Source organism: Pseudomonas sp. microsymbiont 2 (assembly GCF_054788395.1).
In genome coordinates this window covers 1800927-1814529 of record NZ_CM139112.1, presented here as the reverse complement: position 1 = coordinate 1814529, position 13603 = coordinate 1800927, and the positions used below count along the sequence as shown (strand labels likewise).

Sequence of the window (13603 nt, the reverse complement as noted above, 5' to 3'; positions counted from 1 at the left end):
ACCCATGCCCACCGCGCAGCTGGCCGAACCCGGCATCCGCATCGGCCTGTCCGACCTGATCGACATGCGCCACCGCGTACGCGAGATCCAGCTGTTCTCCCGGCCCGGCCAGCGCAGCCCGCTGGTGGGTCTGCACCACTCCAAGCTGCGCGGGCGTGGCGTCGACTTCGACCAGGTGCGCGTGTACCAGGCCGGCGACGACGTGCGCAACATCGACTGGCGCGTCACCGCGCGCACCCAAGAGCCGCACACCAAGCTGTTCCACGAAGAGCGCGAACGACCGATCTTCATCATGGTCGAGCAGAGCCAGCGACTGTTCTTCGGCTCGGGACTGATGTTCAAGTCGGTGCTGGCGGCCCAGGCCGCGGCGCTGTTCGGCTGGGCGGCGCTGGGTCACAACGACCGCATCGGCGGCCTGGTGTTCGGCGACAACGATCACCTGGAGATCAAGCCTCGGCGCAGCAAGCAGAGCCTGCTGCAACTGCTCAACCGCCTGGCCAAGGCCAACCAGGCCCTGCACACCGAAGCCGTGCCGCAGCCCGACAGCCTCGACCTGGCCCTGCGCCGGGCGCGCGAGGTGTTGCGCCCGGGCAGCCTGGCCATCGTGATCTGCGACGAGCGCGCGCTCAACGCCAGCGTCGAGCAGCACCTGGCGATGCTGTCGCGCCACTGCGACGTGCTGCTGCTGCCGATCAGCGACCCACTCGACCACGCCCTGCCCGCCGCCGGTCTGCTGCGCTTCGCCCAGCGCGGCGCGCAGCTGGAACTCGACACCCTCGATGCCAACCTGCGTCAGGCTTACCGCCAACAAGCCGAGGCGCGCATCGAGCGCTGGGAGCTGCTGGCGCAGAAGCTACGGGTGGTGCTGATGCCCCTGAGCACCCAGAGCGAGATGATCGAACAGCTGCGCGAATACCTGAACGCACAGCGTCCCGGGAGCAATCGATGAATCCGCTGGATCAGCTGCAGCCGCTGATCGCCCCGCCCGCCATTGGCCTGTGGCCACCGGCGCCGGGCTGGTGGCTGCTGCCCATCCTGCTGGCGCTGCTGGCCTGGGGCCTGTGGCGCCTGCGCCACTGGCGCCCGGGCCAGCGCAAGGTGGTACGCGCCGAGCTGCCCCTGGACCCGGTCCGCGTCGAGGCCCTGGCCGAGCTGGCGCGCCTGCCGCGTCCCTACGACGGCGCCCCGGCCGGCGCCTGGCTGCAGCAGATCAACGCCCTGCTCAAGCGCCTGTGCCGGAACCACTACCCTGGTGCCAACAGCCACACGCTCAATGGCCGGCAATGGCTGGCCTTTCTCGACAACCGTTGCCCGGCCGCCGGCCTGACCCGTTGGATGGTGCTGGTCGAAGGCGCCTACAAGCCTGAGTGCAAGCTGGACGACAAAGCCATCGCCGGGCTCGCCCAGGCGGTCGAAACCTGGATCCGCAAGCATGTTTGAACTGGCCTGGCCGTGGATCTTCCTGCTGCTGCCGCTGCCTTGGCTGGCGCGCCTGGCGCTGCCCGCCGCCGACAGCGGCGAGCCGGTGCTCAAGGTCGGTTTTCTGGACGAACTCGAAGGCCTGGCCGGGCGTCGCGCGCGCTTGAACTTGCCGACCTGGCGGCAGCAGGCGCCGTTCATCCTGATCTGGCTGCTCCTGCTGCTGGCCGCCGCGCGCCCGCAATGGCTGGGCGACCCGGTCCCCGTGTCGGCCAGTGGCCGCGACCTGCTGGTGGCGGTGGATGTGTCCGGCTCCATGGATTTTCCCGACATGCAGTGGAAGGACGATGAAATCAGCCGCCTGGACCTGGTCAAGGCGCTGATGGGCGACTTTCTCCAGGACCGTCAGGGCGACCGTGTGGGGCTGATCCTGTTTGGCAGCCAGGCCTATCTGCAGGCACCGCTGACCTTCGACCGACGCACCGTGCGCACCTTCCTCGACGAAGCGCAGATCGGCATCGCCGGCAAGAACACCGCCATCGGCGACGCCATCGGCCTGGCCGTCAAGCGCCTGCGCCAGCGCCCGGCACAGAGCCGGGTGCTGATCCTGGTCACCGACGGCGCCAACAACGGCGGGCAGATCCACCCGCTGACCGCCGCGCGCCTGGCGGCCCAGGAAGGCGTGCGCATCTACACCATCGGCATCGGCGCCAACCCCGAGGCCAGCGGCACCCCGGGCCTGCTCGGACTGAACCCGAGCCTCGACCTGGACGAAGCCGCGCTCAAGGAAATCGCCGACATCACCCACGGCAGCTACTTCCGCGCCCACGACGGCGCCGAGCTGGATGCCATCGGCGACACCCTTGATCAGCTCGAACCGGTGGCCCAGCAACCGACCCAGGCACGCACCGCCAGCGAACTGTATGCCTGGCCGCTGGGCCTGGCGCTGCTGCTCAGCGTGCTGCTGGTGGTGGCCGTGCAGTGGCCGGACAACGGGCTGCAGCGCCTGCTGCGCAAGCCACGCTTCCTGCAACCGCACCCGGAATGGCGCCAGCGCCTCAAGCGCCTGCGTCTGAGGAGGCGGCGATGATCGAACTCTGGCCACAATGGCTGCGCCCGCTCTGGCTGCTGGTCGTGCCGCTGCTCGGCTGGCTGCTGTACAAGCTCTGGCACCGACGCAAGCGCGCCGGGCGCTGGCAGCTGATCCTGCCCCAGCCGTTCCATGCCGTGCTGCTCGGTGGTGGCAGCGGTGGCAGCAGCAAGCTGCCGTGGATCGCCCTGGGCCTGGCCTGGTTGCTGATCGTGCTCGCCCTGCTCGGTCCGAGTTGGCAGCGCCTGGAGGAAACCCGCCAGCGCCCGGCCGATCCACTGGTGATCCTGCTCGAACTGACCCCGCAGATGCTCGCCGAGGACAGCGCGCCCAACCGCCTGGAACAGGCCCGGCGCAAGATCCTCGACCTGCTGGAGCACCGCCGCGACAGCCAGACCGCGCTGATCGTCTACGCAGGCTCCGCCCATACCCTGGTGCCGCTGTCGGACGACCTGGGCACCACGCGCAACCTGCTCGAGGCCGTCGACCCGTCGATCATGCCGCAGCCCGGCCAGCGCGCCGACCTGGCCGTGCGCAAGGGCCTGGCGCTGCTCGCCCAGAGCGGCCTGGGCCAGGGCCGGCTGCTGCTGATCGGCTCGGCCCTGAGCAACCAGGAGCGCGAAGGCATTCTCCAGGCCCTCGGTCGCCAGGGGCCGAGCCTGCTGATGCTGGGCGTGGGCACGGCCGAGGGTGCCCCGGTGCGCCAGGCCAACGGCCAATACCTCAAGGACGACCAGGGCGGCATTCTCCTGCCACGCCTGGACAGCGCCTCGCTCAAGGCGTTCATCGCCGGCACCGGCGGGCGCTACCGCCACGCCCGCATCGATGACCTCGACCTGCGCGGCCTGGGTCTCTACGACAACCCTCGCCTGCTGCACAAGGATGGCCAGACCGTGCAACTGGACAGCTGGGCCGACCAGGGTTACTGGCTGTTGTTGCCCCTGCTGCTGCTCGCCGCTTGCGCCGGTCGCCGTGGCTGGCTGTTCTGCCTGCCGCTGCTCCTGGCCTTGCCACAGCCGAGCCAGGCCTTCGAGTTCAACGACCTTTGGCTGCGCCGCGATCAACAGGGGCAACGCCTGCTGGAACGCCAACGACCGGCCGAAGCGGCCCGACATTTCCAGGACCCGCAGTGGCGAGGCATGGCGCTGTACCAGGCCGGTGACTTTGCCGGTGCCGCCGCGGCCTTCGCCCAGGGCAACGACGCCGCCGCCCACTACAATCGAGGCAATGCCCTGGCCCGCGCCGGTGAACTGGAGGCCGCACTGGACGCCTACGAGCAAGCGCTGGAACGCCAGCCCGACTTGAAGCCGGCGCTGGACAACCAGGTCCTGGTGCAGCAATTGCTGCAGCAGCGCGAGGCCAAGGCCGAGGAACAACCGGCCAACGCCGATGCCCAGGACACGCCGGGCAACGACACCGATGGCAACAGCAGCTCGTCCAGCAGCCAGGCCCAGGGCACGCCCGGCAGCGATGAGCAAGCCCAGTCCCAGCAGGCCGGCGACAATGCCAGCACCACCCAGGTCTCACCTGGCAATGCCGCCGGCGATGACGACAGCATCACCCAACCGCCCCAGCGGCCGGTCTCCACCAGCCTTGACGCCGAACAGCGCCAGGCCCTGGAACAATGGCTGCGGGAGATCCCCGACAACCCGGCAGAGCTGTTGCGACGCAAATTCTGGTACGAACAGCAATTGCATCAGGAAACCCCACGATGAGTCGCTTCGGCGTCTTTCTCCTTGGCCTGCTGTGGAGCCTCGCGGCCCAGGCCTCACCGCCCCTTCAGGCCAGCGTCGACCGCACGCGCCTGGAGGCAGGCGAAACCCTGGAACTGACCCTGGAGAGCCAGGATGTCACCCAGTTCGGCAAACCCGACCTGCGCGCCCTGGAGGGCGATTTCGAAGTCCGTGGCACGCGCCAGCTCAACAGCCTGCACAGCCTCGACGGCGAGACCCGCGCCAGCACCCGCTGGATCATCACCCTGCTGCCCCGGCGCAGCGGCAGCCTGCGCATTCCCGAGCTGCAGTTGGGGCAGTCGCGCAGCCAGGCGATCGAGCTGCAGGTACAGCAAGCCGACAGCCAACGCCCGGACGTGGCCTCGCAAGTGTTCATCGAAGCCACCCTCGACAGCAGCGAGGTGTATGTCCAGGCCCAGGCCGTGCTGACCCTGCGCATCTATCATTCGATGGCGCTTTACGACGACAGCAGCCTCAGCCCGTTGCAGCTGGAGAACGCCAAGGTCGATCCATTGGGTGAGTCGCGCACCTACGAAAAAGAGATCAACGGCGTGCGCCACGGCGTGATCGAAACCCGTTACGCCATCTATCCGCAGCAGAGCGGCAGCCTCGAAGTACCGGCGCTGCGCTTCACCGCCACCGCCGCCGACAACGGCGAACAGCCTGCCGGCACGCCGCGGGTCGGGCGCCAGGTGCAGGTCAGTTCCCTGCCGCTGCGCCTGGAGGTCAAACCGATCCCATCGAGCTATCCGGCCGATCGCCCATGGCTGCCCGCCCGCAGCCTGACCCTGGAGGAGCGCTGGAACCCCGACCCGGCCGGCCAACCCACGCAGATCGGCGACTCGCTGACGCGCAACGTCACCCTGCGCGCCGAAGGGCTGTCGAGCACCCAGCTACCAGCGCTGCCGGCCACCGAGGCCGTCGGCCTGCGCCGCTATCCCGACCAGCCGCTGCTGCGCAACGAGATCGGCGAGCGTGGCATGATCGCCAACCGCGAGGAGCGCGAGGCGCTGGTCCCCACCCACAGCGGTGAGCTCGCGCTCCCGGCGCTGGAGGTGACCTGGTGGAACACCCGCGAGGACCATTTGGAGCACACCAGCCTGCCGGCACGCACCCTCGACGTGCAGGACAACCCGGCCTTGAGCGCCGACACGCCGGCGGGCGACACCGCCACCAGCAATCGCCTGCTCTGGCCATGGCAACTGGCGACCCTGGCCCTGGCCCTGACCACGCTGCTCGGCTTCGCCCTGTGGTGGCGCGCACGTTCGCAACCGGCGGTGCTGCGCGCGGCGCAGAGCGGCCCGAGCCCGCGCACGCTGCTCGACGACCTCAAGCGCGCGTGCCAGGCCAACGACCCGCAGGCCACGCGTCAGGCGCTGGACGCCTGGGCCCGCCAGCAGCCGGAAACCCTGGCCGAGATGGCGGCGCGCTTCGTGCTCCTCTCCGACGCGCTCGATGGCCTGAACGGCGCCTTGTATAGCGAGAGTGGCCAGTACTGGCACGGCGACGAGCTGTGGCGTGCCATTGGCGCCATTCCACCAGCCGAACAGGTGCAGGCACCGTCGGGTGAAGCGGGTAGCCTGCCGCCGCTGTATCCCAAGTAACCCTTCCGGCCTCTTCGCGGGCAAGCCCGCGCCCACCGACCCCGAGCAACCCTGTGGGAGCGGGCTTGCCCGCGAAGAGGCCGGCACAGGCGCCGCAACCGCCAGCTCCTTTCACCAAAAGCCCGCTCACCGAGTTACCATAGCGCCCTTATCCCAAAGCCCCGCCGCTCATCCAACGGATCTTCCATGCGTCTGTTTCACACTTCCGACTGGCACCTGGGCCAAAGCCTGCATGGCCAGGAACGCGACTTCGAACACGCCTGCTTCCTCGACTGGCTGCTCGGCCAGTTGCGCCTGCGCCAGCCCGATGCGCTGCTGATCGCCGGCGACATCTTCGACACCGTCAACCCGCCGGTCAAAGCCCAGGAGCGCCTCTACGACTTCATCGTCCAGGCCCATGAGCAACAGCCCAAGCTGGATATCGTGATGATCGCCGGCAACCACGACTCCGGCTCGCGCATCGAGCTGCCGGCGCCGCTGATGCGCCGCCTGCGTACCCATGCCCTGGGCCGGGTGCACTGGCTCGACGAAGGCCAGCTCGACGCCGAGCGCCTGCTGATTCCGCTGACCAATGCCCGCGGCAAGGTCGAGGCCTGGTGCCTGGCCCTGCCCTTCCTGCGGCCGGCCGAAGTCACCGGGCCAGCCCTGGGTGACGACTACCTGCAGGGCATCGCCCAGGTGCACGAGCAGCTCATCGCCGCCGCGCGCAAGAAACGCAAGAAGGACCAGGCCCTGGTCGCCATCAGCCATGCCCACATGGCCGGCGGCAGTATCTCGGAAGATTCCGAGCGCAGCCTGATCATCGGCAATGCCGAGGCCCTGCCGGCCAAGCTGTTCGACAAGACCATCGGCTATGTCGCCCTCGGCCACCTGCACAAGCCGCAGAAGGTCAACCGCGAGAACCGCATCCGCTACAGCGGCGCGCCGATCCCACTGTCGTTCGCCGAGATCAACTACCCGCACCAGGTGCTGGAAGTGGAGCTGCACGGCAGCGAGCTGGTCAGCGTCGAGCCGCGCCTGGTACCGCGCGCGGTGGCGCTGCAACGGGTCGGTCCGGCGCCGCTGGGCGAGTTGCTCGAACAGCTCGGGCAGTTGCCGGTGATCGATCTGCTCGAAGACCCCAACCGCCAGCCCTGGCTGGAAGTGCGGGTACGCCTGGACGAACCGCAGCCCGACCTGCGCCAGCAGATCGAAGGCGCCCTGCAGGGCAAGGCCGTGCGCCTGGTGCGCATCAGCGCCGAATACGCCGGCAGCGGCCGCGCCGAGGACGACGAGCAAGCCTTCGTCGAGCTGGCCCAGATGACCCCGCAGGATCTGTTCGGCCGCGCCTGGGAGCAGACCTACGGCAACCCCGCCGACGAACAGGCCCTGGCCGATTTCGCCGAATTGCTGCAGGACGTCCTGCAAGAGGAGGAGCAGGCATGAAGATCCTCGCCATCCGCCTGAAGAACCTGGCCTCGCTGGCCGGCCCGATCGATATCGACTTCACCGCCGAGCCCCTGGCCAGCGCCGGCCTGTTCGCCATCACCGGGCCCACCGGCGCCGGCAAGAGCACCCTGCTCGACGCCCTGTGCCTGGCGCTGTTCGGCACCGTACCGCGCCTGAACGACATCGCCCGGGAAGCCAAGGTGCCGGACGCCGACGGCGAGATCCCTACCTCGGATCCGCGCAACCTGCTGCGCCGCGGCACCGGCAGCGGCTTCGCCGAGGTCGATTTCGTCGGTATCGACGGCTGTCGCTACCGCGCCCGCTGGGAAGCCAACCGCGCCCGCGAAAAGGCCACCGGCAAGCTGCAGAACAGCCGCCAGAGCCTTTACGACCTGGACAGCGAGCAACTGCTGGGCAGCGGCAAGAACGAATACAAGCAACTGGTCGAGGCGCGCCTGGGCCTGAACTTCGAGCAGTTCACCCGCGCGGTGATGCTGGCCCAGAGCGAGTTCGGCGCCTTCCTCAAGGCCGACGACCGTGAGCGCAGCGAACTGCTGGAAAAACTCACCAACACCGCGATCTACACCCGCTTGGGCCAACGTGCCTTCAGCAAGGCGCGGGAAACCGGCGAGGTTCACAACGACCTGAAGAATCAGGCCGAACACCTGCTGCCAATGGGAGCCGAAACCCGCGCGGCCCTCGACCAGGCACTGGAACAGGCCCAGCAACAGTTCAAGGCCGACCAGGCGCGCCAGCGCCAGCTGGAACAGCAGCGCACCTGGTTTGCCGAACAGCAGCGCCTGCAAGCCCAGCACAACGAAGCCGGCACGGCCCTGCAAAGCGCGGAACACGAGTGGCAGCAACTGGCCGAACAGCGCGTCGACCTGCAACGCCTGGAGCGCCTGGCGCCACAGCGCCACCAGTTCCACCGCCAGCAGCACCTGGCCGGGCAACTGGCCCCGGTGCTGGCCGATATCGACCAGCAGCAGCGCCAGCAAACCGAACTGCAGCAACACACCGACGCGCTGCAGCAAGCCCTGGAAACGGCCCGCCAGCACCTGGCCCAGCACCAGGCCCTGCACGGCGAGAACACCCCGCGTCTGCGCCAGGCCTTCGCCGCCCAGGGCGACCTGGCGCGCCTGGACAAGGAGCTTGCCGAGCAACGTGAAACCTGCACCCAGGCCGAACAGGAAGTCGATGCGGCCCGCCAGCAACTGCAGCAGCTGGAAGACAACCAGCAACGCAGCCTGCAGCAACTGGCCCGGATCGACAGCGCCCTGGCCGAAAGCGAACCGCTCGGCAGCCTGGCCGACGCCTGGCAGGCCTACCTGCCGCAACTCAAGCAGGTGATGCTGATCGGCGGCCGCCTGGCCAAGGGCCGCGAAGAGCTGCCCGGCCTGCAGGCCCAGGCCAGCCAGGCCAACGCCCAGTTGCAAACCCAGCGCGAGCACTTCGAGTTGCTGTTCCGCGAGGCGGGGGCCGAGCCCCAGGCACTGGCCGAGCAGATCGACCTGCTGGGCGCCATGCTTCAGGACAACCGCAAGCAGCAACGCGCGGTCGAGGAGCTGTCGCGCCTGCATGGCCGCGAAATGGAACTGCGCAACGGCCTCGATGCACTGCGCGAGCGCCAGCAACAGGCCATGGGGCAGCGCCAGCAGCTGATCGGCGAAGGCACGGCGGCCAAGGCCGAACTGGAAGGCGCCGAGCAGGCGCTGACCCTGACCCGCCAGTTGCTCGAGCGCCAGCGCCTGGCGCGCAACACCAGCGTCGAAGAACTGCGCGCCCAGCTGCGTGATGGCGAGCCCTGCCCAGTGTGCGGCAGTGCCGAACACCCGTTCCATCAGCCCGAGGCGTTGTTGCACAGCCTCGGACGCCACGACCAGGCCGAGGAAGAGGCGGCGCACAAGCAGGTCGAACAGCTCAGTGCCAAGTTGGTGGAGCTGCGTACCCAACTGGGCGTGGTCAATGCCCAGCTCAAGGATCAGCAGCAGCAACAGCAGCAGTTGGGCGAGCAGTTGCAGCCCGTGGTCGAGCAGGTTCAAGCCCATGCCCTGTGGCCAGCGCTGGCGCCGCAGGATGACAGCGCCCGCAGCAAATGGCTCGACGGCCAGCTGCGCCGCCTCGGTGACGAGATCGACCGCGACGAGAAACGCCAGGGCGCCCTGCTCGCCCTGCAAAAGGATGCCGCCCGCCTCACCCAGCAATTGCAGGCTGCAGGCCAAGCCCAGCAACAGGCCCAGCGCCACCTCGACCAACAGCACCAGGCCCTGGTCGCCGACGAGCAGCAACTCGCGCAAGGCCTCGAAAGCCTCGAAAGCGTGCTGCCCCCGGACATTCTCCAGGCCCTGCGTGACGATCCGGCCAATGCGTTCCTCGGCCTCGACCAGCAGATTGCACAGCGCCGTCAGCAACTCGATCTGCGCAAGGACGAGCTGGAAGAACAGCAGGTTCGCCAGGTCCAGCTGGACAAACAGCGCGATCAGCAACAGGCACGCTTGCATAGCCAGCAGCAGCTGCAACAGAAGCTCGCCGTGTTGGACGAACAACGCCGGCAGGCCCAGGCCACCCTGGGCGAACTGCTCGGCGAACAGCCCAGCGCCGAGGCCTGGCAGCAGCACATGGACACCCAGCTGGAGCAGGCCCGCGCCGCCGAGGCTGACAGCGCCCGGCAACTGCAGGCGCTGCACACCCAGGGTGTGCAACTGGCCGGCGAGCTCAAGGCCAACCAGCAGCGCCAGCAGGCACTGGAGCAGGAACACCAGCAGTTGCAGGGTGAAATCGCCCAATGGCGCAGCGAACACCCTGAGCTGGACGACGCCGGCCTCGACCGCCTGCTGGCCATCGATGACAGCCAGGTGGGCGAACTGCGCCAACGCCTGCAGGCCGCGGAAAAAGCCGTAGAGCAAGGCCGCGTGCTGGTCCGAGAGCGTGAGCAGCGCCTGCAGCAACACACTGCCCAGGCCCACGGCGAGCTACCCGTCGAGGCGCTGGAAACCGCCCTCGCCGAGCTGGCCACACAGCTGGCGGCCCAGGAACAGCAATGCGCCGAACTGCGCGCCCAACAGGCCGAGGACCAGCGCCGACAACAGGCCAGCCAGGCCCTGGCCGAACAGATCGACCAGGCTTACCAGCAATGGCAACGTTGGGCCCGTCTGAACCAGCTGATCGGCTCGGCCTCAGGCGATGTGTTCCGCAAGATCGCCCAGGGCTACAACCTCGACCTGCTGCTGCACCACGCCAACAGCCAGTTGCGCCAGCTGGCCCGGCGTTATCGTCTCAAGCGCGGCGGCAGCGCCCTGGGCCTGCTGGTGCTGGATACCGAGATGGGCGATGAGCTGCGTTCGGTGCATTCGCTGTCGGGCGGCGAGACCTTCCTGGTGTCGCTGGCCCTGGCCCTGGGCCTGGCGTCCATGGCGTCGAGCACCCTGCGCATCGAATCGCTGTTCATCGACGAAGGCTTCGGCAGCCTCGACCCCGAATCGCTGCAACTGGCCATGGACGCCCTCGACGGCCTGCAGGCCCAGGGGCGCAAGGTGGCGGTGATTTCCCACGTGCAGGAGATGCACGAGCGCATTCCGGTGCAGATCCAGGTGCGCCGCCAGGGCAACGGCCTGAGCGACGTGGAGGTATGCGGGTGATCCTCTACTCGTTCCGCCGCTGCCCCTGGGCCATGCGCGCACGCCTGGCCTTGCGCTATGCCGGCTGCGAAGTACGGGTTGTGGAAGTGAAGATGAAAGACAAGCCCGCCGAGCTGCTGGCACTGTCGCCCAAAGGCACGGTGCCGGTGCTCGATACCGGGGATGCGGTGCTGGAGGAAAGCCTGGACATCATGCGCTGGGCGCTCACCCAACATGACCCCGAGGACTGGCGCCTGCAGGCCGAGCCCGCTGCGGCGCAGCTGGCCGAAGCGCTGATCGTGCGCAACGACAGCACCTTCAAGACGCAGGTAAACCTGTACAAGTACGCCGAGCGCTACCCCGAGCACTCCCGGGCACACTACCGCGCCCAGGCCGAGCCCTGGCTGGCCGAACTGGAAGGCCTGCTCGAAGGCAGGTCCTACCTGCTGGCCGCTCATCCAAGCCTCGCCGATGCTGCCCTGTTGCCCTTGATGCGCCAGTTTGCCGGGGTCGAACCCGAATGGTTCGCCGAGGCGGCTTATCCGCGGTTGCGGAGCTGGTTGCAGGGCTGGCTGGCATCGCCGCTGTTCAAGGCCGTGATGGCCAAGTGAAACAGCGTGTCGCTCAAAGCGCCAGGATCGGCGCGGACATCAACAACAGCACTACCGCCGCGATACGCCACATCATGCTCTGCCCCTTTGGCGAGTCAAAAAAATAGCGTCAAATTAAATCACATGGCGTTGTGCTATTACCAATGGCTTTACACACTCAATTGGCGTGCTTGCTCAGGGCCGCATGGAAATGCGCGCTCTGCTGCAGGTACTTCTGGGTGTAGCTGTGGGTGTTGGACGCCTTGGCGCTTTGCTCCAGCTGGGCGTGGGCCGGCAGTACGACGGAGGCGGAGATGGCGGAAGCGGCGATGACCGGGAAGAGATTGAAGTTCATGTGGGCTGACCTCGACTTCGGTGGTTGACGTTGGCCCGTCGGGGCCTTGGGTCAAAACTTACGCCGATGCGTCTGCCTGGAAAAATTCATTGCAGCAGTAGCGAATATCACCCCCATCGATAATTGGACACGCGTCCCCTGTAGGAGCGGCCTTGCCGAGGCGTCGGACCGGTCGGAAAGGGCCGCAGAGCGGCCCCAGGATTTCAGCGTTAAGCATCAATCGCCGGGGCCGCGTTGCGGCCCTTTCCGACCGGTCCGACGCCTCGGCAAGGCCGCTACAGAAACTTGAGGTCCGAAGGCGCCTGCTGGGGCAGCGTCTGCACCGTCTCGCCCAACTTGCCGCTGCGCGGATCGCGGCGCATGACCACGATCTGGTTGCTCTTCTGGTTCGCCACCAGCAGGTAGTTGCCATCCGGATCCAGGGCGAACTCCCGGGGATGGTCGCCCTCCACCGAACGGCGCTGCAACAGGGTGAGCCGGCCATCGTCCTTGCCCACGGCATACACCACGATCTCGTTGGCGGTGCCACGGTTGCTGACATAGAGGAAACGTCCATCGGCCGACAGGTGCAGGCCACCAGCGGCCTTCGCCGCAGCGTCCTTGCTCTCGGTCAGCGACAGGCGCTGGCGCTCGGTCAACGCACCGTCCTGCACATCGAACACCACCACTTCGGCGCTCATCTCCAGGGTAAGGTAGGCATGCCGGCCCTTGGCGTCGAACAGCAGATGGCGCGGACCACTCCCGGGTGGCAGGTCGACCGCAGGCGGAATCGCCGGGCTCAGCGGATGCTCGGGGCTGGCGCCGTCGTAGCGATAGATGAACACCTTGTCGGCGCCAAGGTCGCTGGCATACAGGTGGCGGCCATCGGGCGACAGTACCAGCGAATGCACATGGGCACCGGCCTGGCGCTCAGGGTTGACCTTGCTCGGTGTATGCCGGGCCTGCTGTACCACCGGTTTGAGCTTGCCGTCCTTCGCCACGGGAATCACCACCAGGCTGCCACCCGGGTCAGGGGCAACGGCATAGTTGGCCACGAACAGGTAGCGCTGGTCGTGGCTGAGGCTGGCGTGGGTCGGCTCGTCGCCCTGGCTGGGCACCTGGTTCAGCAGCTTGATCTCGCCCTGCTTGCCCAGCGAGAAACTGCTGACCTGGCCCTTGGGCGTTTCATTGACCGCGAACAACTGACGCTGGTCGGCGGACAGCACCAGCCACGAGGGGCTGACGCTCTTGACCACTTGCCGGGGCTTGGCATCGATCTGGCCGGTGCGAGAGTCGAAGTCGTAGCGGTAGATCCCTTCGCTGCCGCTGTCGGTGTAGCTGCCCACCAGCAAGGTGGCGGCCTGGGCGTTGACTGACAGAGCCATGAGGCTAGCGGTCAGCAGGCGTGTCCATTTCCTGTTCATCGTCTTCTTCATCCGGGGCACGAAAAGCACTCATACAGACTAGACGATGCTCGCCTTGGTCACTGGCCAGGTTCCAGTCGTCACCCGCGCCGGTGGCGGCGGCGACCTGTTCGGGAGTGAAGGACCAGCGGCGCAGCTGGCGACCGTCCATGCACTCGATGGTGAGGCCGGCGGCGTCGAAGGTGAAGTCGAAGGCGTGCAAGCCGTCGATCAGGAGCATGTCGCAGGCTGCGAGGGCGGTGGCGAGGGTGGGCATGGAGGTACCGATTGAGACTGGAATGGCCGCCATTATACGCATCGCGGGGCAAGCCCGCTCCCACGTCAGTTAAGTCGTGGGAGCGGGCTTGCCCCGCGATCAGGCCTT

At 67.7% G+C, this 13603-nt stretch carries 11 protein-coding genes; 8 read left to right on the top strand and 3 right to left on the bottom strand.

The genetic code is table 11. The features are described 5' to 3' along the window. Positions 1–4 precede the first annotated feature (4 nt). From ACYUME_RS08275 to ACYUME_RS08240, 8 genes are all read left to right on the top strand, one after another. Positions 5–949 carry a DUF58 domain-containing protein gene (locus tag ACYUME_RS08275; protein WP_279888449.1) on the top strand — a complete coding sequence of 315 codons (945 nt, stop codon included), beginning with the start codon at positions 5–7 and terminating at the stop codon, positions 947–949. Then, on the top strand, positions 946–1440 hold the full coding sequence (locus ACYUME_RS08270; protein WP_460418537.1) for a DUF4381 domain-containing protein: 495 nt from the start codon (positions 946–948) through the stop codon (positions 1438–1440). The genes ACYUME_RS08275 and ACYUME_RS08270 overlap by 4 nt, the downstream gene beginning before the upstream one ends. Beyond that, a complete protein-coding gene (locus ACYUME_RS08265) occupies positions 1433–2509 on the top strand; it encodes a vWA domain-containing protein (protein ID WP_279888451.1) in 1077 nt (358 codons plus the stop codon). The genes ACYUME_RS08270 and ACYUME_RS08265 overlap by 8 nt, the downstream gene beginning before the upstream one ends. Further along, positions 2506–4224, top strand: a complete 1719-nt coding sequence (locus ACYUME_RS08260) for a vWA domain-containing protein (RefSeq protein ID WP_460418536.1) — start codon at positions 2506–2508, stop codon at positions 4222–4224. The genes ACYUME_RS08265 and ACYUME_RS08260 overlap by 4 nt, the downstream gene beginning before the upstream one ends. Next, complete coding sequence (locus tag ACYUME_RS08255; RefSeq protein WP_460418535.1) at positions 4221–5846, top strand: BatD family protein; 1626 nt, start codon at positions 4221–4223, stop codon at positions 5844–5846. The genes ACYUME_RS08260 and ACYUME_RS08255 overlap by 4 nt, the downstream gene beginning before the upstream one ends. Positions 5847–6032: 186 nt before the next feature. After that, positions 6033–7271: an exonuclease SbcCD subunit D C-terminal domain-containing protein gene (locus ACYUME_RS08250; protein WP_460418534.1), complete on the top strand. Its 1239-nt coding sequence runs from the start codon at positions 6033–6035 to the stop codon at positions 7269–7271. Further along, the gene (locus ACYUME_RS08245) at positions 7268–10912 is read left to right on the top strand and encodes an AAA family ATPase (protein WP_460418533.1); all 3645 of its coding nucleotides are present in this window, start codon (positions 7268–7270) and stop codon (positions 10910–10912) included. The genes ACYUME_RS08250 and ACYUME_RS08245 overlap by 4 nt, the downstream gene beginning before the upstream one ends. Further along, on the top strand, positions 10909–11502 hold the full coding sequence (locus tag ACYUME_RS08240) for a glutathione S-transferase (protein ID WP_460419310.1): 594 nt from the start codon (positions 10909–10911) through the stop codon (positions 11500–11502). Before ACYUME_RS08245 ends, ACYUME_RS08240 begins: the two co-directional genes overlap by 4 nt. A gap of 157 nt (positions 11503–11659) precedes the next feature. On the opposite strand, the gene ACYUME_RS08235 is transcribed toward ACYUME_RS08240, so the two are convergent. The 3 genes from ACYUME_RS08235 to ACYUME_RS08225 all read right to left on the bottom strand — a co-directional run bounded on the left by ACYUME_RS08235 (position 11660) and on the right by ACYUME_RS08225 (position 13495). After that, positions 11660–11836: a hypothetical protein gene (locus ACYUME_RS08235; RefSeq protein ID WP_167388412.1), complete on the bottom strand. Its 177-nt coding sequence runs from the start codon at positions 11834–11836 to the stop codon at positions 11660–11662. Positions 11837–12111: 275 nt separating this feature from the next. Continuing rightward, a complete protein-coding gene (locus ACYUME_RS08230; protein ID WP_460418532.1) occupies positions 12112–13239 on the bottom strand; it encodes a lactonase family protein in 1128 nt (375 codons plus the stop codon). Next, the gene (locus ACYUME_RS08225; protein ID WP_460418531.1) at positions 13205–13495 is read right to left on the bottom strand and encodes a DUF5629 family protein; all 291 of its coding nucleotides are present in this window, start codon (positions 13493–13495) and stop codon (positions 13205–13207) included. The genes ACYUME_RS08230 and ACYUME_RS08225 overlap by 35 nt, the downstream gene beginning before the upstream one ends. Positions 13496–13603 lie beyond the last annotated feature (108 nt).